This window comes from Candidatus Aramenus sp. CH1, from assembly GCA_022678445.1.
GTDB lineage: Archaea > Thermoproteota > Thermoprotei_A > Sulfolobales > Sulfolobaceae > Aramenus.
In genome coordinates this window covers 51566-75000 of record JALBWU010000007.1, presented here as the reverse complement: position 1 = coordinate 75000, position 23435 = coordinate 51566, and the positions used below count along the sequence as shown (strand labels likewise).

Sequence of the window (23435 nt, the reverse complement as noted above, 5' to 3'; positions counted from 1 at the left end):
GTCACTCGGCGTAAGGTCGGGTGGCAAGAGGGAAACAACCCAGACCCGGGTTAAGGTCCCTAAGTGCTGGCTAAGTGCCAACCAGAAGGGCGTCCCCAGCCCTAGACAGCGGGGAGGTGGGCCCAGCAGCAGCCATCCTCTAAGGAGTGCGTAACAGCTCACCCGCCGAGGCTGGGGGCCCCGAAGATTGGTCGGGGCTCAAGCCAGCCACCGAGACCCGGGGGGTGGGATCCAGTGGGTCCCACTCGGTAGGGAGGCGCCGCGGTTGGTCAGAAGGTGGGCCGAGAGGTCCACTGGACCATCCGCGGGTGCAGATCCCGGCGGCAGTAATAGCGAAAGGGGGTGAGAATCCCCCTCGCCGGAAGGGCAAGGGTTTCCCGGCAATGGTCGTCAGCCGGGAGTGAGCCGGTCCTAAGGCAGGGCCTAACTGGTACCTGCCGAAAGGGAAAGGGGTTAATATTCCCCTGCCTCGGAGGTAGGTGCGGCAACGCGAGCCGGGCTCCTGACGGATCGGGGTAGGGGGAGTGGGGCCACCGCCCCACCCAAGTACTTAAGCCCCTGGAGAGCCGTAATGGTGAGAAGGGGGCGAAGGTGCGATGGGCCTCCCGTATGGGGGGTTCCCCTGATCCCTGGTCCCCGTGAAAAGGGAGCTCGGAGCGATCCTCCGGGACCGTACCAAGAACCGACACAGGTGCCCCTAGGTGAGAAGCCCAAGGCGTCTGGGGGTTAACCCGGTCTAGGGAACTCGGCAAATTGGTCCCGTACCTTCGGAAGAAGGGATGCCTACCACTGTAGTGACCCTGCAGTGGTAGGTCGCAGTGACCAGGGGGATCTGACTGTTTAATAAAAACATAGGTCCCCGCTAGCCCGTAAGGGTGTGAACGGGGGCTAAATCCTGGCCACTGGCGGTCGGTTAAACCCGGGTTCAACCGGGCGAAGCCCCGCTGAAGGCCGGGGGTAACTCTGACCCTCTCAAGGTAGCCAAATGCCTTGCCGGGCAAGTTCCGGCGTGCATGAATGGATCAACGAGATCCCCACTGTCCCAGACCGGGGCCCCATGAACGCCCAGAGTGGGTTCACAGTCCCGCAACCCCCAACCCCGAGAGAAGACCCCGTAGAGCTTAACTGCAGCCTGGCGCTGGTTCCCGGGCGCCTATGCGTAGAGTAGGTGGGAGGCGTCGAAGCCGTCCCTTCGGGGGCGGTGGAGCCAAAAGTGAAACACCACCCATGGGTGCTCGGGAACCTAACCCCGAAAGGGGAACAACGTCAGGTGGGCAGTTCGGCTGGGGCGGCACTCCCGCGAAAAGGTAACACGGGAGCCCAAAGGTCAGCTCAGGCGGTACAGGACGCCGCCGTAGAGTGCAAGGGCAAAAGCTGGCCTGACGAGTCCCTTCAAAGTACGGGGACTCGACGCGAAAGCGCGGCCTAGCGAACGCTCATGCCCCCACACGTGGGGGCTGGGCATGTCAGAAAAGTTACCTCGGGGATAACAGGGTCGTCGCGGGCGAGAGCTCCCATCGACCCCGCGGTTTGCTACATCGATGTCGGCTCTTCCCACCCTGGGGGTGCAGCTGCCCCCAAGGGTAGGGCTGCCCGCCCGTTAATGGGGAACGTGAGCTGGGTTTAGACCGTCGCGAGACAGGTCGGACTCTAAGGGTTGGGGGTGTGGGCCGCTTGTGGGGAAGGTACCCCTAGTACGAGAGGAACAGGGTACCGGGGCCTCTAGTCTACCGGTTGTCCGGTAGGGCACTGCCGGGCAGCCACGCCCTGAGGGGTAATCGCTGAAAGCATCTAAGCGAGAACCCCTCCCCGAAAAGAGGCGGCCGTGCAGGTCTCCGAAAGGGGGCCTGCGGGAGCCCACCCAAAAAACATGGGCTTGATGGGGTGGGGGTGTAAGCCTCGAGGGCGAAAGCCCGAGGGGTTCAGCCCGCCACTCCCAAAGGGCAAGCCAAGGCAGTCACCCTTAGGTGGTCTTGCGTAAATGGTAGTGGCTAGCCTCATATTCCCCTTTTTCTGTTTTTAATCTTCTTAAGTGTTTTTGAAGTTTGAATCTATTCTCGAGCCTTAGTCTTGTTTCCTATAAACAAGTGTTAGATCCTTATTCAATTTGGTTTTCCCCGTCAGTCCTTTATCTAAAAGGACTATTGTTCGTAACACTTTTCTAGACTCTTGAGCTGAGTTATCTAACTCATTCTCGTCCTCAAAACTTTTATTGGCCCTGTAATAATACGACTCGTCTCTTCTTTCCTTGACGTCTCCTTCTCTTTTCTCCTTATTCATTTATCCTCACTCCCTAGGAATAAACACACGATGCTTAGGTTCCAAATTCATTCTTAAATAATCTTGATCATTTTCTAGTTCTAATTCATAATATAGCAAGAGAGGAATCGAAAATTCCTCAAGCATTTCCACAAGGGTATATTCTTTAGACCAGTCCCTGTAGTAGCCCTCGCTATAAGTGTTTTCACACATTACTGTTGAAGGATTAGATTGAGATATGAAACATTGTATCCAGTTCCACCAAGCATCTCTTATCACTTTTCCTAGAGGAGAGGATGTGTAGTAGCTAAGTAAGGATTCGAAATCTCTCTGTATCACTTTCTAGCTGTATAATTTCTGTTTTAAAATCATGTAAAAAGACGTTAGCCATTTTGTTGAGATTTGTAATATAACGGCCTAAAGAGGTGTCCCTATATCCATATATTACGTATTCTCTTTGCCCTATATTCTGAGAGAAATCAATTAGAGGTTGCACCCCAAACTTTCTAAATACTGCATTCCTAACGCCTTGATCGTTCAGTTTATCATAAGCTTCCAAAAACGCTTTGAGAGTGTTGCCAGTCAAGGAGGTTACAAAGAACGTTTTCGGGTTGTAAACTGATGAGAAATTGAGTAAAGCCTCAAGGAGCTCCTTGAAAGCCTCTACAACTCCGTTTAAATCACTTAAGGAAACGTTTACAACATTCCCCTGCGGGTAATTTCCACCGACACCGATTATCTTCTTCGCTAAGTTGTTCATTTCTTGAATATAAGTCTTAATTGATTTATCAGAGGATCCCAACTTTATTGGATTTGTTATTTTGATTTTAATAGGAACGGAAGTGTTTGCTTGAAGTGAATGCACGTAAGCGTTTTAGTCCAACGTTAACCCAAAGACGTCCTTGTAAAATTTAGCACTGCTATTTTCCGTGTAATCAAAGGATCCATCCTCCTTCCTTATAACTCCTCCTAACAATATTTCCTTCATTTTATCGTCTAATCTATCATAAGTTAGATTAGCGTACTGCTCAACTTGACGGTATAACTCGAGAACCTTCGACGTAGCCACATAAACCTTCATTACGTCCTCTCTTATGTATTGATCCCACAAACTCATTGATCCGTAATCAATGTCGAGAAGTTCTCCGCACATATCGATAAATTTTCTTCGTGGGGAAAAAACTTTTTGCTTTCTCAACTCGTTTTCCTTTTTATATGAAACCGCTCAACGACCAGGCCTTGTAGCTTGTAACAAGGAACGGATTCCCGAAATCTCTAGAGCAACAGGAGTACAGTTCTTTCCCTTGAAAATTTCCTACACAGTAAGTAGTTAATGTATTGCTTCAAGTTTTTAATTGCTCCTTGCAAAATCTAAATCGTGGAAGAGTTAATAAAGAGGGCTGAAGAAAAAGGGATAAATGTGGAGGATTTGATAATAGCTGCAATAGCTGTGAAGGACCCTAAAGAGAGCTTAAAGGTAAGGATGGAATTAGCTGAGAAATACCTTAATGAAGTTAAGGAATATCTTAAAAAAGGCGATCCCGTTCAAGCTTCTGAGAAGGCATATAAAGTGGCTGAAGAGGTAGTAAAGGCTTTGGCTGAAAAGTACAACATAAACGAGTACCAACAGTTCATCAAAGATAGATGGTATATTTACACTCTGGGAAAAGCAGTAAACACTTTAGCTCATATAGTTGGTGACTGGATAATTAGCGGGTGGAGCAGTGCGTATTATCTTCACGTCTGGGGATTTCACGAGATGAAGCTAGGTGTAGAGGATATTAAATCGTATGTTGAAACGGTAAGGAAGATGTTTGAAGAGTGCGAAAGAATTCTCATGAAAGAACTCTCTTGATTACTGTTCTTCAATACGTTAAGCTATTGTCTGAAATTTCTAAACTGAATGTTGAAAATATTCTTCTGATTTATTCGGAAAAATCTATTGCATCAGTTCAGAATAAAATTGAATTTTATGGAAGTGATGAAATTGTTGTTCGCACACCCAGTTCTACTCCTAACATTCCTGCAGTGCTAATTATTCCTGGCCCGAAGCTTCCTGTGAATTCATGTAGTCCATAAATTATCTAAGTTTTTATTTTGATAACACCAAGAATTTTTATATGACAGAGACAGTTGTTACATCAATACTTTCAGATGGACTAGTTGGTGCTATAGTAGGCTCTACTGTGGCACTCTACGCTACAAGGGACACTGCAGTCTGTACAGCTCAAGGATTGAAAGGAATTCTTAGCTCTGGAACACCTTACGAGGTTTTTCCAGCACTGGCAGTATCTGGCAGGGTTTCAATTAGTACTAAAAACGTATTTCAAGCAATGAGGCACGGAATAATAATTAGGTCAAACGAGGGAAACTATTACTACATAGGCGGGAAGTCGAATTACTGGATACAAGATAAGGCATTTCACGCCTATCAGGGCACTACTGAGTTTACACTCAAAGCTGAAGAGGGAGTTTACCTTTTTGACGCAATAAGGAACGCCCCCTCAAACATAATAGTTCTTCAAGTGAGGACTTCGAGGCTCTCTAGAGCTTGGGTGCAGCCTGGATTACCAGAGGGTTGCCAAACCCCCGTAGTTGGATGGATCATAGACGCGTTTGAGAATAAAGTGGGAGCAGGGGTAGTAATGAACTACTTACCCTATCTTTTAGGATACCCTGAAGATGATTTGACCGTAGGGCTTGGCAGCCTTATATATGAGTCAGGAGGCAAGTATACTACGGATCCTCTTCAAGGAATTCTAAGAGTAATCTCTGCTCGTCCTCCTCTTCCATTCCTTGGCGTAATGACAAATAGTAATCCAGTAGGTGTTAAGTTACCGCCTTATCTTCTCCCTTCATCCTTAATTTACGTTCCTACACCAATAAGCGTAATGAATGCGTTCTGCCAAGTCTTGCTAGCAGCGGGATCCCAGAACTCTCTACTAAACCCACAGTTTTGTGAGCATCTAGTTGGCAACGATGGTAAGCTTCAGAAATTTCCTGACTCTTTAGATGCTTTAATTGGTGCTCCAATCTTCTCCTCTCTTTCTTGCCTAAGTGGTTGCAAAAGGCTAGGCCTTGTAGGGTTAGTCTATCAAGGTACTTCGGCAACTATTGGTGGTTATGGTGTGCTGGTGCTTCAGTTTGTGCGGCCTCCTACAGATTACAGTGACGCTGGAATTGCAGAGTACGCTAATCAACTTGGCGTGTCCAACGTTCTTGAGATCAGCAGAGAGCTAGTTGGTAGCGCAAACAAGGCAGAGGCCTCAATTATTTCTGCCCTTGGGCTTTCTGCTGTAGTTGCTGGGGCAATAATTACTTATCTGGTTACTTGGTATTCTGATTGGCATAAAACCTACGATGAGGCTCGCCCATACGCTGAACAAGCTAGGGCAGTTATAGACAAGGTAAGGGATAAACTAAACCAAATGAAGGAGTATAGGCTTCTTAGCTTCGTCGACGAGTGTTTGGCAGAGGTTATAGAGGAAGGGGATTCTCCAGACGAGTGGTACAGCGCAACCTTGAGTTGCGTATTTGAAAAAGGAGAGCATATGGCGAGGGGTCCAGTGCCAGGACCTTAATGTATAAGATTATAGAGGTATATCTAGGAGCAAAAGGTAAAACTGGCCCGCATTTAACGTCTTCTCTTCAAATAGTATCTGCTGCCTATAAAAAAGAAGAAGAGAGGAGGAAAAGGAGAAATATTCCGGAAGAACTTTACGACTACATAGAAAAGGGCGTTGAAGCGTTTACAAATATTGACGAATCTACTGTAATAGTCTACGACGAGAGAAAGAAGGGAATTCAGTACAGTTTAGCTAGATTGTCCTTGGAAATAACAAAGATTAAACGCGGGAAGGATTTTAACCCCATTTTCATCGAGAATCCAAACCAACTCAACGAGATGAAAACGGATGAGTCGGGATACAGGGAGGGCATCTACGTCTTTGACCCCGCACTATTTGTGGAAAACGAGGACTACGTTGAAAAAGCTTTTGAGGAGACAGGTCCCAGCCTTATGGGCTATCAGTTCAAGGTATTTATTGTACCTTTCAGCCTTTACAGGAAATACATGCTCCATCTTTCTCCCCACTATTTGCTTGTGGACGAGGAACTCGCGAGCGAAAACAAGAAAGCAATCCAATATAGCCTAACCAATGAGCTATTAACTGCTTTAGCTTACGGCGCTTCTGGTCTCGATCTAGATTTCAAAAAAGCTAAGTCTTTCGAGGTGCTAAAGCAAATCGATGCCTCCTTTAATCTAATATACAACACGGCGAAAACGTATTTAAAGGAAAAGTACGGTCCTAACTACGATGTGTATCTGCATAAGGCCTCTGTTGGTGGCGTTGAAAGCTCACAACACAAGGGATTGAAGGACGTCATTGTTTACTACTTAATCAAGAACGAAGGCTTAGACGTGAAGGACGTCAAGGTAGAGGAACGATTGGAGAGTAGTCAAGTGCCAGACGTACAAGCGAGAGTTAAAGGTAAATATGTGGCAATTGACGCAAAGACAAGCTTTGGAAAAGATCCTATACATGAAATTAACGAAACATACGAGAAATACAGTAAGAATTGGGACGATGTGTGGATAGTCCTAAGACCTTTACCCGCTCTGCTTTACGCTGAGAGGATTGCTGGACTCCTAACTCTTGAGAAGTTTGATAAACTTCAAGTGCTAATACCGGTTAAAGACGACGACAAGAATGGGGAAAAGAGCGTAAAGTTGATTTCGTTTGAGGACTTCTTGAAGGAGGTAAAGAAAGCTTACGATGAACTTAAGGGAAAGATTTCCTGACTTTCAAGATTTTACTTCACGTGTAAAGCCCTGGACCAAAAGCGTAGGGTAATTTTGTAGGAACTGAACCTTTTCCTAGCCTTAAAAACGAGGTTTGTAGCTCTTTTATCAAGAAGGAAGTTTAGTATAAAGGGGCCGAGACTTTTAATAACAAGGGTTAACAAGTTTGCTGTGAACATTTGGTCTTATCGCAAGTTGGCGCTATAGTGAACAAGCTTTACGATGGTATAAACACATATCTAGTTGTTGAGTATAACACGTCAAGATTCTGCGCTTACCACGGCGCTGAAGTTGATAGAAGGCCTAGGGGAGTCGTAAACTGTCCTTTTGGCCGTAAACTTCACACCAACGTTAGCGGAGCGTTAAACATTGTGAAACTAGAAGTGAAGAAGTCAACGCTTTGGAAAACCTCTCTTTCCTTTCTCTTCACATCACGGGGTATCTCCTTTAAGGGGGAGTAACGCCTTAGACCTAGGCAGAACCCTCGCAGGGCGAGGAGGGGGTCAGAAAAGTCCGCTACTTCACTACCATTACCGGTACCTTGGCGTGGTTGAGTATAGCAGTGGACACGCTACCCAGGAAGGCCTTCTTAAACCTGGAGAGTCCACGACTACCCACTAGTATTAAATCGACGTTGTTCTTTTCGGCGTAGTCTAGGACTGAAGTGGCAGGATCTCCCTCAATCACGTCCGTGATGACGTCCACTCCTTGGCTTTTTGCCAGCTCCGTTGCCTCGGCCATATCCGCCTTAGCCTTTTTCTCTAGGTCTTTTAGGGCCGAGAGCGGGGGCAATATCCCTGCGTTATAGAACACCGTCACGTCTATTGCCTCCACTACGAACAGACGTGAGTTAAATAGCTTTGCTAACTCTATTCCTTGTAATAACGCTCTCTTGGCGTTCTCTGAACCATCGTAGGCCACGAGTATTCTTTCAAACATCGCCATTAATTCTCTAAATAGATTTTAAGGTTAACTATACTGTAGCAAAGAGGTATTCCTTGACGTACCTTTTTAAATCCTTTAACTTCTTAGCCCTAATAACGTTCTCCACCAGGCTAGTTATATCCTTCACTTCCTCTCTACCAAGGATGGACATTATCGAATCTGCCTCCGTTTTACCCTTTTTGCTCAGCTTGAACTTCTTGCCCCCTTCTAGGTAGCCCAGTCTAACGAGGTAGAGGAGGTGGGACTCCACTCTAGGGCTATATACGAAGATCCTCTTGCTCCACCTGAAGTAGAACAGTCCGTCCTGTACGACGTACTTCCTTGAAAGGTAGTCGTGGACTAAGAAGGAGGAGACGAGGAGCTTAACCTTACACATCTCTCCCTTTAAGGAGAGGAGCACCAGGTCGTCTATCTTAAAGTCGTACTCCCTGAACTCCTCCTTGGAAAGCCTATCGAACTCGTCCCTCAGCTTCTTCACTATCAAGTACATTGAGGAGAAGGAGCCGTACTTCTCCACCTCCTCCACTGCCTCCTCTAAGTACCTCTTAGCCATAGTTTCCATTGCCCATCTCCTCTATTTCCGTCACTGCCATTATTAACCCAGAGTGGGGAAAGACGTGGGGGAAGTTGCCCATGGGCTCGCACGTCCCTCTCTCGTAGTGCTCTGCCATGAGCTTTAGGTCAGTAGAGCACTCAACCAGCCTCTTCAGCGTCTCCACTGCCTCCTCTATCTTCCCTAGCCTAACGTACACCCTTGCGAGCCAAGTGGAGACAAGGGTGAAGGGGTTTACTACTTCCCCTATAAAGTCCTCCCTGTACCTCAGAAGGAGCCCCTTGGAGACAGAGAGCTCCTTCTCTATCCTCTCCAAGGTGGAGAGGAACCTGGGGTCTCTGGCGTCCACGAAGCCGTAGAGGGGCAGGGTTAGGAGTGCTGCGTCAACTTCCTCGCTACCGTAGTACCTCACGAAGCTCTTCTTCCTCTCCGAGTACCCGTTGGCTAGGACGTCCTCTCTTATCTCCTCTGCAACTTCCTTCCATTCCACCCTGCCCACCCCCACCTCCTCTGCCAGCTTGTACGCCCTGTCCATTGCAACCCAGTCCATCACCTTGGTGTGGACGAAGTGCTCGTACACCCCCCTCTGCTCCCAGATGTCTGTGCTCTTCTCTTTCCAGGAGTTCTTTACCCAATTAGCTATTGCCTCTATTGCCCACCACACGTCCCTGACGAACTCCTTGTCCCCGGTTGCCCTGTAGTACTCGTAGAGGGCGTGCAGGTAGGCCCCCTCTATGTCGCTCTGCACTTGTAGGTAAGCCCCGTTGCCTATCCTCACTGGCCTAGAGCCCTTGTAGCCCTCCAACCAGGGGACTTCCTCCTCAGCTGGGGGAGCTGTGCCGTCCACGCTGTAGAAGGGGTGGTCAAAGCTCTTTGAGGAGGGGTCTATCATAGACGTGAGGAAGCTAAGGATGTCCCTCCCCCTCAGAGCCAGCCCTGCCTTTATTAAGGCCTCTGCGGAGTACGACGCGTCCCTCACCCACACGTACCTATAGTCCCAGTTCCTCTCCTTTCTGACTATCTCCGGGAGGGAAGTGGTGGGGGAAGCTATTATCCCACCGGAGGGGGTGTAGATGAGCCCCAGGAGGACTAGGAGGGACCTCTTGAATTCCTCCTCAAAGGTCTTGGTCTTCCTGGCCTTTTCGAGCTGTCCCCTCCAGTACTTGAGGGCCCTCTCTAAGGCCTCGTAGGGTTTTGAGTACACGAAGCCCTTCTGGCTGAACAGCCCGTACCTCAAGTCCTTGGAGTAGAGGAGGTAGAGGTATCCCTTACCCGGGTTGAACAGTATCCTGTCCCCCTCTATCTGGAAGTCCCCGTGTACCAACACCTCTACCCCCTCCTTGGACGTCGGGTTCTTGAAGATCAATCCTGCCTCCCTTACCTCTACCCCAGGCTTTATGAGTCCGTAGCTGAAGGAAGGCTTCACTTCAGCGTAGAAGGGTATCTCGCTCTCGTAGATCCTTATTATCCCAGGAAGGGAGAGGGGGAGGAAGTCGACGAGCCTAAGCCTCTTCCCGTCCTTTACCTTGAACTCGCTCTCCAAGATTAGGGAGTCCCTCAAGTACTCCTTCCTGTACACGTACTCCACTAGGGGCCTTACGGCGAAGTGTCCCCCTTCTCTGTCCAAGAGCTTAGTGAAAACAGAGGGCGAGTCAAACCTTGGGCAGGGGAACCAATCTATGCTACCGTCGTTTTCCAAGGCAGAGGTGAGCCCGTTGGAGAGGAAGGCGTAGAAGTGTACCATGACCTCATACCCTGTAGGAGCTCACTGCCTCCTCAAGAACTGCCTTTACCTCGTTTACGGCGTTGTCTACAAAGCACTTTTTGGCGGTCTCGTAGCCCATCTCCCCGAGCCTCTCCCCTCCCTTCAACGCGCCCTCTATGCCCTTGGCCATTCCCTCGTGGTCTCCGGGGGAGAAGGTGTAGCCGTTCACTCCCTCGATCACCAGCTCGCTGGCCCCAGCCCCCTTGCTCACCACTACTGGCTTCTTGTAGAGCCAGCCCTCACAAACCGCGAGCCCGAAGCCCTCTATGTTTGAGGGCAAAGTCACAACGTCGGCCCTCTGATAGAGGGCCATGAGCTCCTCGTCTGTGACGTAGCCCGTGAAGACCACCTTGCCCTCCACCTTCAGCTCCCTCGCTAAGTCCTTTAGCCTCTTAGCCCACATCCCTGCCTTGTTGTGGCCCAGTGTCTTGCTCGTGAAGCTTCCGTCCCCAGCTAGGACGAGCTTCACGTTTAGGTCCTTTATTGCCCTTATTGCCACGTCCTGGCTCTTTATCGGGTCCATCCTGGCAACGACGAGGACAACCTTCTCGTCTTCCCCTATGCCGAACTTCTCCTCCACCCTCTCCACGTCGTTCTTGCTCCTCTGCGAGTAGCTCCTTGGGTCGATGAAGGGGTAGATCTGCCTCGCGTTTACCTTCGCCCCAGTCCTTATCAAGCCCTCTAAGTCCCTCTTTGTGCTGAAGATCAGCGAGTCGAAGCCTTCAAAAGACCTTATTAAGAACTCTCTGAGCCTAGGGTTCAGCTTCTCTGGCACGAAGGGTATGTGGTACCAGAGCACTGCTGGGGCCGATGGCCCAATAATCCCCCCGACCAAGAGCTGTTGGAAGTCGTTTACGAAGTACACGTCTGTGTCGGAGTAGAACTCAAGCAACTTCTGGGCCGAGAGCCAGTTGTAAGTAGCGTAGGCTATGTAGTCCTCGCCGTTGATGTCGTACTTTGAGACTCCGTGGCTCTCGTTGTATATACCCTCCTTAAACCTTGTGTACAGGGCGAGTTGTTCAGCGGGGAGGTCCACGAAGTGTAACTCCACGTCGCCCATAACAGCTGAAGGGGGATACCCTGGCCCTAGGGAAACCCAGCGCTTCTTGGCGTTGATCCTAGAGAGGAGGCCAAACATCATCTTGGCCACCCCTCCAACTGAGGGGTAGTACTCATCTGGGGAGAGCAAGGAGAGGTCAAGGGGGAGGCTCAAGACGCCGTACCTCTCCACTATGTCCTTGTAAGTCACGGTAAACCTAATGGGAGGAGTCTGGGTGTTAATGGCTATGCTACGTATCATAAATAGTATGTAAAAAATACCCTTAATAACTTTGAGCGACGACGATGACCTTTACGCTGAACCCCTCGCCCTTTAGCTTGTTTGCTTCCTTTACCAGCTTTCCCCTCTTGACTTGCCTTATTACCAGTTTCTCCTTTGTGTCTATATCCTCCGACTTGAAGTACTCTATTAACTTGTTCCTGCCAGCTGGGAGGATCAAGACGTCCGCGTCCTCCCCCTTTACTTTGCTCTCCACGTTAATCTCGCTTTCCAACTTCATAAGCCTCCAATTTATGAGCTTGACCATTAAGTGCTCTTCGAAGGCGTTTTTTATAAAGCTAAGAGGCCAGAACGCGGTATTAAGGGCTAAGTGCCTTACGCTGGTATTTTCCCGCGGAGCGAAAGGCAGGCGAGAGATTATGCAAGCTCCTAAGCGTAAACTGATAACGGCTCCACTGATCTCCTTCCAGCCCTAAAGGCAACGGTTGTCGTCCTTATATTAATTCAGAAAAGTTTCAACTAATTGAATGGTTATTCAGAAAAGGGCTTATTTTTATTAGGGAACATAACTAAATTATATAAGGTTTTATTAGGGAACATAACTAAATTATATCTGTGATAAGGTTATCACTGTTGAGCGCCAAGGGGGGTGTGGGCAAGACTACAGTTTCCTATTACCTAGCTAGGGAGCTGGGCAGGAGGATGAAGGTTGTCCTAGTCGTGAACGGGCCCTATAACGTACTGGCGAAGGTCTTTGGAGTGGAGGACAGCCTGATAGACGGGGGAGACTTTTACGCAGAGAAGGACGGAGTCTCCTTCCTGTACTTTGCTAAACAGCCAAAGAGCGTGGACGTTGAGGAGGTGGCCAAGGTCTACGCCCACTACCTCGATGACAACGACTTAGCCATAGTGTACGTCCCCACCCACCTGGACCACGTGGTCTCCCTAGAGTACGAGGCGTTCTATAGGGCAGTTGAGGCCAAGTACTTTGCCTTGGCCATATCTACCCCTAACCCCTTTGTGTTATCCTCTACCGAGAAGTACCTCCAGACCTTCTGCCAGCTTTACAACCATAAGAGCCTCGGCGTCGCCGTAAACCTCTACAAGGGGGAGGAGGTGGGGAAACACGGGCTCGTTATCCCCTTTAACAAGGAGCTATTCTTTAAGGGTATATCGTCCGAAACACCGGAGGAATTCAAAGAGTTTGCAGACAAAATTTTCAATATATTGAATAGCGTAGACTAAGTTTTTATGTGCCGTTGCGGATTCTCTAGTAATGTCAGCAATAAAGGCCGAGTGGCAGAGGCTCAGAACTGTAATGGTCCACGAGCCGGGCATAGAGATGTTCTACGGTATCCTAGACCCGGAGTCCTTCCTTTACATGAGAAGGTTCGACTTCTCAAAGGCAGTAGAGGAACACAGGAGGATGCAGGGGACCTTGTGGGAAATGGGAGTGAGGGTGTACAAGCTGAAGGACGTCATAGTGGAGAGGGCAAAAAACGACAAGTCTTTCCTCCAGGAGCTCAGCTCTGAGTCCTTAAACTACATAAGGTTCGAGGGCGAGGGAGATCTAGAGGGAGAAGTAAGGGAGTTCAAGAGGGACGTGGAAAGGCTGGACCCCGAGACCATATTTAACGTTATCCTCCTCAAGCCCACTGTATTAACCCACAAGGCGTTGGGCACTGAGGAATCGACGCCGAGGGTCATCAACGAGGAGCCCTTAGCCAACTTGTATTTCACGAGGGACCAAGCAGTAGTCACTGACAGGGGGGTAGTGATAGGGAGGATGAGCAAGAGGATAAGGGCTAGGGAGACGACCTTGGTGAAGCTAGCATTGAAAGGGCTTTCGGAACGCGTGATAAAGGAGGTAACCGAACCGGCATTCGCGGAGGGCGGGGACTACATGCCCTTTGGCGACTTTGCAGTACTTGGAGTCGGAGACAGGACTAGCATTGCGGGAGCGTTTCAAGTGGCTGAAGCTACGGGGTTCAACGAGATCGCAGTGGTGTACAACCCCTCAGTCCACGAGAACGACTACATGCTGGCAATGCACTTGGACATGTACTTGAACGCGCCAATGGAGGGAGTGGTAGTCGGCAACAGGAAGACGCTTGAGACTGCGACTACTGAGGTCTTTGAGCTGGGGGAGAGGGGCTACGTGCTGAAGAGGAGGACTAACTTGCTGGAGTTCTTCAAGGAGAAGGGCTTCACGCTGGTTGAGGTGAGCCTACTCGAGCAGATCGCTTACTCCACCAACTTCCTTACGGTTGACAACGGCAAAATCCTAGCCCTGGACTCGGAGGTAAACTCAAAGAACGTTATGTCCTATCTGCAGAGGAGGGGGTACGCTAAGTTACTGGAGGAGGTAAGGGGGGAGTACTCTAGGCTGAAGGTCGACAACTCGTTCTTCCCTAGGAAAAGGGAGGTAAGAGAGCTGGGCATAGATTACGTGGTGACAGACGTGGGAGAGATCACGGGCGGGTTTGGGGGAATACACTGCATGACTATAGCGTTGCACAGAAGTTAAAGCGTAAACGAGAGCACCAAAGGTTGAGCAATGAGGATTTGGTCGACTGGAAGCCGTAGTGAAAGGTGTAAAGGCTAAGGTAAACTCAAGACACGGAGTCTTAGGCACTTCCTCGTCCAGATTTCCTCTTTCTCGTGCGTGCTCTGATGCTCGCAATCTAGCGCGGTGGAGCCTGAGAGGTCATTGAGGAAGTGCCATGGCTCCTTAACGGTGATTTCCTGGGTTTTAAAGTACGGGACTCAAATATTGGCGAGGAGCCAGCCCAATTACTTAAGATAGAGTACGCGGAGACTTTCGTGTAAAGATGCAAAGGGATAGAGAAGGGTTCGTCGCTGAGTGGACCGGCCGGGATTTGAACCCGGGACCTCGCGGGTGCGAACCGCGCACTCTTCCAGGCTGAGCTACCGGCCCACTACACTACTCTTGGACAGAAGATATTTAAATTTAAACGAACCTACAAAAATGGAAAAGCAGGAAAAATGACTTATGATGAGCGATGGGCGGCTTGAGTAGTGAAGAAAACACTGCAGCTCTGACTCTCACTTACCCTCCTGTTTGTCCTCCTTCGGGTTCTTGGCGACCTCTTTCTTTACCTCTTCTTCTTTGGCACTAGGCAGCGTTGCCAGTAGCTCAGAGTAGGCAACTTCTCCGTGTATTGCGTAGTCTCCAACTTGTAGGGTGTCAGGAGGCGCCTGTAGAGGTATGAATAGGCCTATGAGCTTCAATAGCCCAAACGTTATCGCGAAGTCGTAGACGAACACCACTGCTGCTCCCAAGGCTTGTATCCCTACTTGTGCCCAGTTGCCGTAAAGCCCACCTACTAGGACCGGGTCCACGTACTTTGTCACGTTGGGGTCTGCGAAAACTCCGGTGAGTATTCCTCCTACTATACCCGCTATTCCGTGGGTGGAGAACACGCCCAAGGTGTCGTCAACCTTCAGCTTCGGCTCCAACTTGTACAGAGCTAACCACGGTATAGAGCCGGAAGCTATGCCTATAAGTATGGCGTAGAGCCCGTTGACGTAACCTGCTGCGGGGGTTATTGCCACTAGTCCAGTTATTGCTCCACTAGTCGCCCCAACAAGCGTGGGCTTCTTGAAGAATGTTATGTCCATCAGCATCCAAGTTATGGCGCTCGCGGCGGTAGCTATGTTAGTGTTGAGCACAGCTATTGCGGCGTCTATTGTCGCTCCTCCTGGGTCACCCCCGTTGAACCCGTCCCAACCTAGCCATATGAGTCCTGCCCCAGCCAAGACTAGCGGTAAGCTGTGCGCTTCGAGTTTCCTCTCAGATGCCAGCCTGGGTCCAACTGCCAACGCTGCTGCAAGCGCTCCAACTCCGGCATCAACGTGTATCACGTAACCTCCTGAGAAGTCAACAGCTCCAAGTTGGTTAAGCCACCCACCAGCGAAGAGCCAGTACGCAACGGGGCTGTACACCAGGAGAGACCAGAAAGGCACAAACAGCATCCATGCCTTGAAGTTCATCCTTTCTAGCACCCCACCAGCCAGTAGTACAGGGGTTATTGCGGCGAAGACAAACTGGAAGAATATGTATGTAGAGGTCGGGATGTCCAAAGGAGTGTTTGCAGGCCCGTATATGGTCTGGGATCCCTCGTAGCTACCGGGCCACGCAGGCAGGGGAGTGCCTAGTATGCCGTAGCCGTTAATCTCTAGAGTAGGCTTTCCAAAGCCGAAGTTGTATCCAGCTATTATCCAGACTATTAACACGGCCGCAAACGCGTAGAAGACCATCAGTGCGCTGTTAACGGCGTACTTCTTCTTGGACAGACCAGCGTAATAAAGAGCTACTCCTGGGACGCTCTGGAGGCCTACGAATGTAGCTGCTGTTAGCATCCACGAGTTGCTACCGGTGTCCAACCAAGAGGGGACTGCCACTGCTGGGTAGTCAGCGGTGTGGTTGGTTAACGCTGCAATGGAGGCGTTTAGCGATTGTATCTCTTGGGTTACGTTTCCCGTTGAAGAAATGGATATTAAACTGAACATTATTGGCAATAAAAGGACGGACAGGATAAACAATTTCTTGTGGTTGTTTCCCATCTTGTACCAAGTTCCCATTTTGTACCAAGAAGAGAAAAACTATAAACTGTTTAAAAACAATTCTCTAAATTCTCATGAATGCTTTTTATAAATTTCTCCAATTATTTTAAATTCATTCATCTTGTCCTCCGTTTATCGATCCTTCTTTTTTAATATTTTTTAGTATATCTTGATAGAAGTGTTATTCATCTTTATTTTAGTATAAGCATATTTATTCACTACTAGTAAAGTATAAATAAAACACGGGAACTGAGTTTGCTGGCCTAGCTTTTTCTCTACTCGCTCGCAATGTACGCTTAATGTAAAGATGACAAGATTTAAAAAAGTTGATCGGGCTAATCAATATAGTGGGCCCGTAGCTTAGCATGGCTAGAGCGCCCGGCTGATATCCATGCTCAGAAACCGGGAGGTCGAGGGTTCAAATCCCTCCGGGCCCACTTCTGGAATAAGCTTATAAAACATGCAACAGCATTTTGCTTATGCAGTCAATAAAGGGCGTTTCTCGGATCTTGAGGAGGACTACAGTTATCGACACCTTGGCTGTCACCTCCATAACCCTTGTCTCCATACTTATAAGGACGCTCAGCGCTGACTGGCCCCTCGCCATAAACGGCTTCGACTCGTGGTACTTGTTCTACAACGCTTTGCTCATCTCCCAAGCACACGGAAACTGGTACGCGGTGCCCCCAGACGTCCACGCGTGGTACCCATGGGGCTATTTCATAGAGTTAGGGGATACCATAGGTCTTCCCTTTATCGTTTCGTTGCTTTCATTGCCGTTCTCTTACCTGGGCGCCAACGCTGTCTACACTGTCACCATGTTCATGGACATAGCCCTTGCAGGCTTGGGGGTTGTGGCAACTTACTTGGCAGTAGACGGGATAACCAAGAGCAGGATGGGCGCACTAATAGCGTCAATAGTCATAGCTGTGTCCCCGGCCCTGACCTACAAGAACATAGTGGGCGGTCTGCCTAAGGACTCTTGGGGAGGCGTATTCGTGCTCTTCTCCATCTACCTGCTAAATTACGCCATAGAGAAAAAGAGACCAGCCTACGGAGCTCTAGCCGGACTACCCCTGTTCCTGGCTGAGATAAGCTGGGGAGGCTCTACGTACATTGACCTAAGCTTGCTAGCTGGCGCATTCCTCATAATACTCCTGAACAGGAACGACCTACCAACTGCAAAGTCCTTCACGTTAATGGCCCTAGTTACGGCCTTCTTAACGTCGTTTGCCCCGAACAGCATAGGCTTTATGTCTGGCCTAGCCCACGGGTTCTCGTTACTGCTAGTAGGGCTGTTGCTGTTCTTGGACCTCTACCTCAAGCAGGTTATACCAAAGGAGATTGCCGACTCTAGGTCCCTCATAATTACCGCTGTGCTGGTTTTCCTCTTCGTTATAGGGATAGCGGGCCTATCTTATATAGGAGTTACCCCAATTCCGTCCAGGTACTACGCTATCATAAACCCATTCTTCCAAATAACCGTCCCAATTGACAAGACCGTGGCAGAGTACATCCCGCAGTCAATTTCCGCCATGTTGCAGGACTTCGGCATATCCATCTTCCTTTCTATCCTTGGGATATACTACGCAATAAGGAACGGTAACTTGTCTGCAGTCTGGCTAATGGTGCTTGGAGTGGTCAGCATTTACGGTACCTCCGAACAGCCCTACTTGTTCAACTATACCGCTTACATGGTCGCCCCACTGGCCGGGGCAGGCGTGGCCTTCATAGTTTCAAAGATAAGGGAGAGCGGAAATAGGCTAGTCCCAGTGCTTTTCCTGGCCTTCGTGGGGCTCTCCATGGTAGCTGACGCGTCCTCTGCCATCATGTTCAGCAACGAACCCAACGCAATAGTCACTTCAGCTTCTCCCTACCCTGTACCTAATTACGCTTGGGTTGAGGCGCTCAACTGGATAAGGGAGAACACGCCCCAGCACTCCTTCATCTTGAGCTGGTGGGACTACGGCTACTGGATAGAGGTCGTAGGTAATAGATCGGTGATAGACGAGAACAATACGCTAAACGGGACGCAGATCAAGTTGATGGCGGAAATGTTCCTTAACAACGAGAGCTTTGCGGCAAACGTGCTGATGAACGACTTCCACATTAGGCCATATAACGGGAGTCCAGAGCAGACCCCTGCCTATGTAGTCGCGTACGATGCAATAACAGTAAGCTATTCCTTCTCCAACGGACAGTTTAGGGCTGACGCTTTCATAGGCTACCCGGTAGACCTTGGAGGCCCCTTCTTAGGCTACACCACTAGCCTGGGAGATATAGGAAAGGCCATGGGAGCCATGACGACCATAGCAGGGTACCCAATAAACGAGTACGTAAACTCGACCCTAATCGAGGATCAAATATCAGCCATAAACCAGACCTATGGCTCCAACCCTGCCACGGCGTCAGAAGCGGCTACCTTGGAGAACTACGTGGCCCAGTCCTACGTGTTGGCGTGGACTCCTAAGGCTTACCAGTCGTTGATAGTACAGATGTTCATACAAGCAGTGCAGACTCTCGGTTACCCGGTTGTAGCTCCCTTCAGCGTCACGTTCACAGCTACTGGCCTCTCAAGCGGTGTAGTGTTGCCACCAGTCCACATGCAGTACTTTGCTCCTGTTTACATAGCCCTTTACCCGCTTTACTCTAACCCGTCTAACGGCTACATAGTCTATATAATGGTAATGGTGTACGAGTTCGTACAACCAGGCTACATGCCCCACGTTACAGTAGTGACAAACTCTAGCAGTTAAACTTCCTCCCCTTTTTTACCTCCAGTCTGTACTTAACGTACTTGTCCTCGGGCGAAAACCTAGGTGGATGTGGGACAACAGTAGGGCTACCGCACTTTGGGCACTTCTCCTCAAAAGTGTAGGCGCCGTCGAAAACACACTTCCTTAACTTCCACTTCATGCGGAAAAGGAGGGAAAGCCGGTTAAAAAGGGTTAGGCTTTAGCCACGCTAAACTCTACGCCGATCTCTTTAGACTTTTCCTTAAGGCTGTCAATAACCTCCTCGAGTAGCCTGGACAGCTCCTTTGGGTCAGTGCCTACCACGTCTATCCTATACCTAGGTGCTCCGATGCTGTAGATCTTAACACTCACGCCGTTCTCCTTGGGCACCGCCTCGCTGAAGAGCTTTCTTATCTTCTCCACCCCGTAGGGGTCGTTAGTCTTTGCCACTACCACTTGAGACTCCTTGTACCTCTTCTCCTCCACGTGCTTCATTGCCTCCTCCATCAAAGGCTTTACCCAGACCTCTGGCACGCCTGCGTCCAAGAGTACCTTCTCCCCTTCCCTGCTAACCCTCTGCAAAGCCTCGAACACGTCTCCGTACTTGTTCTCGAGCTTCCACGCCACTTGCTCCCAGGCCTCTTTTTCCGTCTTTCCAAGCTTCTTCGAGACTATTTCCAGGATCTTGTCTATTTTCTGTAACTTCTTCCACTCGAGGTTCTTCTTCCTCTTCTCGTCGTCGTTTACCTTCTTCAGTGAGACGTCTACTGTCCCCTTCCTCCTGTCAATCCTTATTACCTTGACTACTACCTTCCTGTCCTCCTTGATCACATCTCTTATGTTCTTGACCCACCTTGTACTTATCTCGCTCCACGGTAAGAAGGCTTGAAGACCACCGTACTCGTCAAGGGAAACATAAGCTCCGTAGTCAAAGATCTGCTTAACGGTGGCTATTAAAACGTCCCCTTCCCTTGGTAAGGGATGTCTGTTGTAGATCATTTTAGCCCATTTCTCTAATAACTTCGCCGACTATTTTTGCTTTGCCCCCTGTCGGGTAAACGAGCTGTGTTGCACAGGAGAGGCACCTCACCGGAAAAGTGGCGTGGCTGAAGATAACTTGCTCGTTTCCGCAGTTTGGGCACTTCACCCTTATGAACTTGGTCCTTGGTTCTGGAATGAGTATCCTCAGCTTCCTCATTTGATCACCTCAACGAGCTCCAGCTTCTTGACTCTAATTCCATGCTTCATTATGGTGTATCCGCACTTCTGGCACTTGAGCATGAGCGTCTGCTTCTTGGTGACCTTGGCAAACCTCTTTTGCTCCGGCTTCCTCTTGCTACCGTAACCAAGGTTCTTTCTTTCGTACCTCCTCTGTCCCTCGGAGAGGCTCCTCCTCTTCCCTGACTTGTAGAGGGAGACGCTGTGCTCTGTGTGGGTCTTACACCTAGGGCAGTACGTCTTGATGACTTTGGGGACTTTCATTTCAGTTATCTACTAACTTGCAGGGGATTATATATTCTACTATCCATAAAGGCACGACCAGCCTTATTGGGAGGAAAGCTATGTCCCCCCTGTCCAGCGTCCTGCCGTCTACGGTGACCTTCTTGGTCACCTTACACATTACCCTCTCGTTGTTGGACACTAGGTTGCCAGTGAGGAGGGAGACGTAGAGTTCCTTTATTTTTTCCAAGAACTCGAAGACGAAGGAGTCAAAGCTCCCTCCCCCCTTTCCGTCCTCAAGGTACTTGCCCAGCCTCACCTCAAACAGGGACTCCGCTAGCTCTTCGTAAATCTTCACTTCCCTCTTGTGGAGTTCGTCGGTGTACCTCAACCTCAGTTTCTTTAGGACCTCTAGGTCATTTGAGAACGAGTTTATGGGGATCTCTTGTAGGGCGTCGGTCTCGAGCTCCTTGGAGAGCACTTCGTCTATCAAGGCTTTTTACCCCTTTTCGTATACCTTTAGCTCTCCCAGACCTTTAAGCGAAGCGTAAAGCGCCAAGGCTATGTCAAGCCTTATGGGCGTCCTCTCCCTGAGCTTGACCTTCTCGCCTATTAGCTCGAACTCCCCGGAAACGAAGGGCAGGAGTATCCCTGTTCCCTTAAGGGGAGAGAGGACTTCCTTGGAAAACTCAAACCTCTCTAGCTCCACCCTCCTGACGAGGAGCCCCGACTTGCCGTGAATTGAGCCAGGAATCCTAACGAGCCTCTTCACGTCAGTGGTCACCTGTTCGTCTATCTCCACCCCGCTCTTCCCCCTGGCCTGCCTTCCCACCCACCCTGGGTCTCCTGGCTCTCCCCGGTACTTGGGCACGTTAACTCCCATGACGTACTCCGCTATCTGCTTCCTATCGCTGGAGCTCAAGAGGGCGCAGTCGCCGGAGCACTCCACTATGACGTGGAAACCCCTGTTCCCTGAGAAGTAGACCTTGGGCTTAAAGCCTAAGTCGTCCTCCAGTATCTCCACGAGGTCAATGGCCTTTTCTTTTGTCTTCTCAATGCACTCCTTGGTGACTTCAACGTACTCAATTGCCTGCGTCCCGTCCCTTGGGCACACCTCTCCCTCAACCGCCTGTCCACACGTGGGGCAAAAGTTGAACTTCCTCACGTTACAGAAGTGGTCTGCGTCTAGGTCAAACTGCATGTCTGCCCCCATCCATCCCTTCCCCTCCATTTCCTTTTCTGAGGGCAGTTGGTACTTAGCTGAGGAGTAATAGAGGTGGAGTGGAACGTTCTTCACGAGGTAGGCCTTGAGCTCTACCTCGTTGGAGAAGCTTAAGTGTCTCACGTACGACTCAGACTCAAAGGGTTGGTACGCGAACTCTCTTAGCTCCATGTCGTACGGAAGTTCAAGGGTAGCCCTCTCGTAGTACTCCTTAAAAATCACCTTCACTAGGTTATTCAACCCTGGGTGCAATGTAGAAGTCACCGTAGCCCCCTTGGGGCAACTCGTAGCGTAGCTTGAGGGGCAACTGAGAGCCAAAGGCCAACTGCACCGTGTCTGAGGGCTTCCTCATGGGGATGGTGTTATAGACGTACTCCATCCCGTAGGTGGAGGTAGCGTCGCTTCCCTCGGACTCTATAAGTCCGCCGTTGTCTGTGGAGAGCTCTACCGTAGAGTTCCCTAAGTCCCCTTGTGCCTCTAAGTACAGCTTTTGTTCCTTTGAGGAGATAATTAGGGTATCACCTAGGTTGGAGAGGTCAGAGATAACTTCGCTGAAGACAGCGGTGAGAAGCTTCGCCTTGAACGGGAACTCCAGGTTCATGGAGGGGTTCTGGGGTTCAGAAGACCCTAGGATGGGCAACTTGAATATCCTCTCGAAGCCGTCTGAAATGTCGACGTTTATCTTCTCTTGCTCGGTGTAGATCGTAATGGAGTCGTTTTTCTTCACCCTCTTGAGTACTTGGTTTACCTCCTTGAGGCTGAAGCCGTAGACCTCCTTCTCCTCTGACTCGTAGTCCTCAAAGTAAGCTGAAGGTAGGAAGATGTCCAGGAAGACCACCCTAGACGGGTCTATGCCAGAGATTCTTATACCGTCCTTTGTGGAGACTATGCTGGCCTCGTTCATGAACTCCCCGACTGTAGCGAAGATGTTTGCCAAGGCAGACGCATCGATGGCCTTGAACTTCATGTCTTTATATTTCCCTAGGAAGGCGTATAAAGTTTGAGGTCCTTTGCTTTTGCTCTAGTTTATCCTATCCCTTTCGTGGAGCCCCACGGTCAAATCCTGGGGTTGTTTTCCTCCGTTAGGTAGTCCTCCCCTCCAGCAAATACCTTTTGTATCTCCGCGTAAAGTTCGTTAAACCCAGAATTGGTTACGGAGGACACTGGGATCGGGGAGCTGTCGAGGTTCTCTACTATCGTCTTAACGAGTTCAAAGGAGTACTCGTCTATCGTCCCTAGGTCGTCTACAATCTTCTCGCCTTCTCCCCACGATTTGACGTTTTCGAGCTCCTTCTCGCTCAACAAGTCTACCTTGGATAGGACGTTTACTTGTGGTAGGTTCAGCCTGAACTTTATAGCACTTGACAACAGAAGTAAGGAGACGAAACTCCTAGCCTCCTTTGCGAGGAAGGAGTCCATGAGGAACACGTTGATAGCCCTGTTTTCTCCAGCTATCAGCGAAGATATTAGCCTGCCCGTGTCCCTGTAGGCAAAGAGCTCCACTTGGCCCGGAGTGTCCACCAACACGTAGTTGGCCTCTATCTCGTCTATTTCCTTCTTTATCTCTCCAGCCTTTGAAAGTACTAGGTCGATGGACACGATCAAAGAGGTGTTGGGCCCCAGCTGGTACCTCTGCATAACCTCAAAGGCGTCCACGTAATCCCTTACGTCGAAATCGGGGGCATAGGGCAAGTTCTCTACAGCTGGATCTAGGTTAATTGTAGCCACGTCCATTTCCTGGTCAACCAAGTAATCGCGAAATTCCTTTACGATAGTGGTCTTCCCGGCTCCTGCAGTTCCAGTGAAGAAGATAAAATACATAAAGTATAATGAGCGGTTTTAATCTTAA

25 protein-coding genes, 2 tRNA genes and 1 rRNA gene (1 of these 28 cut by a window edge) are annotated in these 23435 nt (G+C 49.6%); 9 read left to right on the top strand and 19 right to left on the bottom strand.

Going from position 1 to position 23435, the window contains the following annotated elements; all coding sequences use genetic code 11:
- Positions 1–1960 (top strand): 23S ribosomal RNA (locus MPF33_06385) (it extends 1093 nt beyond the left edge of the window).
- Positions 1961–2064: 104 nt separating this feature from the next.
- Here the strand turns inward: MPF33_06385 and MPF33_06380 are convergent.
- From MPF33_06380 to MPF33_06365, 4 genes are all read right to left on the bottom strand, one after another.
- Positions 2065–2280 (bottom strand): hypothetical protein, encoded by a 216-nt coding sequence (locus MPF33_06380; GenBank protein ID MCI2414856.1) that lies wholly within the window; start codon positions 2278–2280, stop codon positions 2065–2067.
- A gap of 6 nt (positions 2281–2286) precedes the next feature.
- Entirely contained in the window at positions 2287–2598 is a 312-nt protein-coding gene (locus MPF33_06375; GenBank protein MCI2414855.1) for a hypothetical protein, read from the bottom strand.
- Entirely contained in the window at positions 2567–3019 is a 453-nt protein-coding gene (locus tag MPF33_06370; GenBank protein MCI2414854.1) for a hypothetical protein, read from the bottom strand. Before MPF33_06370 ends, MPF33_06375 begins: the two co-directional genes overlap by 32 nt.
- A gap of 114 nt (positions 3020–3133) precedes the next feature.
- Entirely contained in the window at positions 3134–3457 is a 324-nt protein-coding gene (locus MPF33_06365; GenBank protein MCI2414853.1) for a hypothetical protein, read from the bottom strand.
- A gap of 180 nt (positions 3458–3637) precedes the next feature.
- On the opposite strand from MPF33_06365, the gene MPF33_06360 reads away from it, so the two are divergent.
- The 4 genes from MPF33_06360 to MPF33_06345 all read left to right on the top strand — a co-directional run bounded on the left by MPF33_06360 (position 3638) and on the right by MPF33_06345 (position 7521).
- Entirely contained in the window at positions 3638–4114 is a 477-nt protein-coding gene (locus tag MPF33_06360) for a PaREP1 family protein (GenBank protein ID MCI2414852.1), read from the top strand.
- Positions 4115–4379: 265 nt separating this feature from the next.
- Positions 4380–5840 (top strand): hypothetical protein, encoded by a 1461-nt coding sequence (locus MPF33_06355; GenBank protein ID MCI2414851.1) that lies wholly within the window; start codon positions 4380–4382, stop codon positions 5838–5840.
- Positions 5840–7060 carry a hypothetical protein gene (locus MPF33_06350; GenBank protein ID MCI2414850.1) on the top strand — a complete coding sequence of 407 codons (1221 nt, stop codon included), beginning with the start codon at positions 5840–5842 and terminating at the stop codon, positions 7058–7060. Before MPF33_06355 ends, MPF33_06350 begins: the two co-directional genes overlap by 1 nt.
- A 179-nt stretch (positions 7061–7239) precedes the next feature.
- A complete protein-coding gene (locus MPF33_06345; protein MCI2414849.1) occupies positions 7240–7521 on the top strand; it encodes a zinc ribbon domain-containing protein in 282 nt (93 codons plus the stop codon).
- A gap of 55 nt (positions 7522–7576) precedes the next feature.
- Here the strand turns inward: MPF33_06345 and MPF33_06340 are convergent, their stop codons facing one another.
- Genes MPF33_06340 through MPF33_06320 form a run of 5 tightly spaced genes read right to left on the bottom strand, consistent with a single transcriptional unit; the run spans position 7577 to position 11909 of the window.
- Positions 7577–7999 carry a universal stress protein gene (locus MPF33_06340; protein MCI2414848.1) on the bottom strand — a complete coding sequence of 141 codons (423 nt, stop codon included), beginning with the start codon at positions 7997–7999 and terminating at the stop codon, positions 7577–7579.
- A 34-nt stretch (positions 8000–8033) separates the two neighbouring features.
- The gene (locus MPF33_06335) at positions 8034–8567 is read right to left on the bottom strand and encodes a hypothetical protein (GenBank protein ID MCI2414847.1); all 534 of its coding nucleotides are present in this window, start codon (positions 8565–8567) and stop codon (positions 8034–8036) included.
- Positions 8551–10302, bottom strand: coding sequence for a glycoside hydrolase family 15 protein (locus tag MPF33_06330; protein ID MCI2414846.1), 1752 nt, complete (start codon positions 10300–10302; stop codon positions 8551–8553). Before MPF33_06330 ends, MPF33_06335 begins: the two co-directional genes overlap by 17 nt.
- 4 nt (positions 10303–10306) lie before the next feature.
- On the bottom strand, positions 10307–11623 hold the full coding sequence (locus MPF33_06325) for a glycosyltransferase family 4 protein (GenBank protein ID MCI2414845.1): 1317 nt from the start codon (positions 11621–11623) through the stop codon (positions 10307–10309).
- Positions 11624–11645: 22 nt separating this feature from the next.
- Positions 11646–11909, bottom strand: a complete 264-nt coding sequence (locus tag MPF33_06320) for a hypothetical protein (GenBank protein ID MCI2414844.1) — start codon at positions 11907–11909, stop codon at positions 11646–11648.
- A gap of 308 nt (positions 11910–12217) precedes the next feature.
- On the opposite strand from MPF33_06320, the gene MPF33_06315 reads away from it, so the two are divergent.
- Both MPF33_06315 and MPF33_06310 read left to right on the top strand, forming a co-directional pair.
- Positions 12218–12847: a hypothetical protein gene (locus MPF33_06315; protein MCI2414843.1), complete on the top strand. Its 630-nt coding sequence runs from the start codon at positions 12218–12220 to the stop codon at positions 12845–12847.
- 31 nt (positions 12848–12878) lie between these two features.
- The gene (locus MPF33_06310) at positions 12879–14129 is read left to right on the top strand and encodes an arginine deiminase family protein (GenBank protein ID MCI2414842.1); all 1251 of its coding nucleotides are present in this window, start codon (positions 12879–12881) and stop codon (positions 14127–14129) included.
- A gap of 337 nt (positions 14130–14466) precedes the next feature.
- Here the strand turns inward: MPF33_06310 and MPF33_06305 are convergent.
- Positions 14467–14540, bottom strand: a tRNA-Ala gene (locus tag MPF33_06305).
- A 128-nt stretch (positions 14541–14668) separates the two neighbouring features.
- Positions 14669–16189, bottom strand: coding sequence for an ammonium transporter (locus tag MPF33_06300; protein ID MCI2414841.1), 1521 nt, complete (start codon positions 16187–16189; stop codon positions 14669–14671).
- A gap of 349 nt (positions 16190–16538) precedes the next feature.
- Between MPF33_06300 and MPF33_06295 the strand changes: the two genes are divergently transcribed.
- A tRNA-Ile gene (locus MPF33_06295) sits at positions 16539–16626 on the top strand.
- A 42-nt stretch (positions 16627–16668) separates the two neighbouring features.
- Entirely contained in the window at positions 16669–18945 is a 2277-nt protein-coding gene (locus MPF33_06290) for a peptide transporter (protein ID MCI2414840.1), read from the top strand.
- Here the strand turns inward: MPF33_06290 and MPF33_06285 are convergent.
- From MPF33_06285 to MPF33_06250, 8 genes are all read right to left on the bottom strand, one after another.
- Entirely contained in the window at positions 18935–19105 is a 171-nt protein-coding gene (locus MPF33_06285) for an RNA-protein complex protein Nop10 (GenBank protein ID MCI2414839.1), read from the bottom strand. The genes MPF33_06290 and MPF33_06285 overlap by 11 nt on opposite strands.
- Positions 19106–19137: 32 nt before the next feature.
- Positions 19138–19923 carry a translation initiation factor IF-2 subunit alpha gene (locus MPF33_06280; GenBank protein ID MCI2414838.1) on the bottom strand — a complete coding sequence of 262 codons (786 nt, stop codon included), beginning with the start codon at positions 19921–19923 and terminating at the stop codon, positions 19138–19140.
- Position 19924: 1 nt separating this feature from the next.
- The gene (locus tag MPF33_06275) at positions 19925–20122 is read right to left on the bottom strand and encodes a 30S ribosomal protein S27e (protein MCI2414837.1); all 198 of its coding nucleotides are present in this window, start codon (positions 20120–20122) and stop codon (positions 19925–19927) included.
- Complete coding sequence (locus MPF33_06270; GenBank protein ID MCI2414836.1) at positions 20119–20406, bottom strand: 50S ribosomal protein L44e; 288 nt, start codon at positions 20404–20406, stop codon at positions 20119–20121. Before MPF33_06270 ends, MPF33_06275 begins: the two co-directional genes overlap by 4 nt.
- A gap of 1 nt (position 20407) precedes the next feature.
- A complete protein-coding gene (locus tag MPF33_06265; GenBank protein MCI2414835.1) occupies positions 20408–20857 on the bottom strand; it encodes a hypothetical protein in 450 nt (149 codons plus the stop codon).
- 6 nt (positions 20858–20863) lie between these two features.
- The gene (gene priS, locus MPF33_06260; protein MCI2414834.1) at positions 20864–21850 is read right to left on the bottom strand and encodes a DNA primase small subunit PriS; all 987 of its coding nucleotides are present in this window, start codon (positions 21848–21850) and stop codon (positions 20864–20866) included.
- On the bottom strand, positions 21819–22553 hold the full coding sequence (locus MPF33_06255) for a DNA polymerase sliding clamp (protein ID MCI2414833.1): 735 nt from the start codon (positions 22551–22553) through the stop codon (positions 21819–21821). The genes priS and MPF33_06255 overlap by 32 nt, the downstream gene beginning before the upstream one ends.
- Positions 22554–22642: 89 nt before the next feature.
- Positions 22643–23407 carry an ATP/GTP-binding protein gene (locus MPF33_06250; GenBank protein ID MCI2414832.1) on the bottom strand — a complete coding sequence of 255 codons (765 nt, stop codon included), beginning with the start codon at positions 23405–23407 and terminating at the stop codon, positions 22643–22645.
- Positions 23408–23435 lie beyond the last annotated feature (28 nt).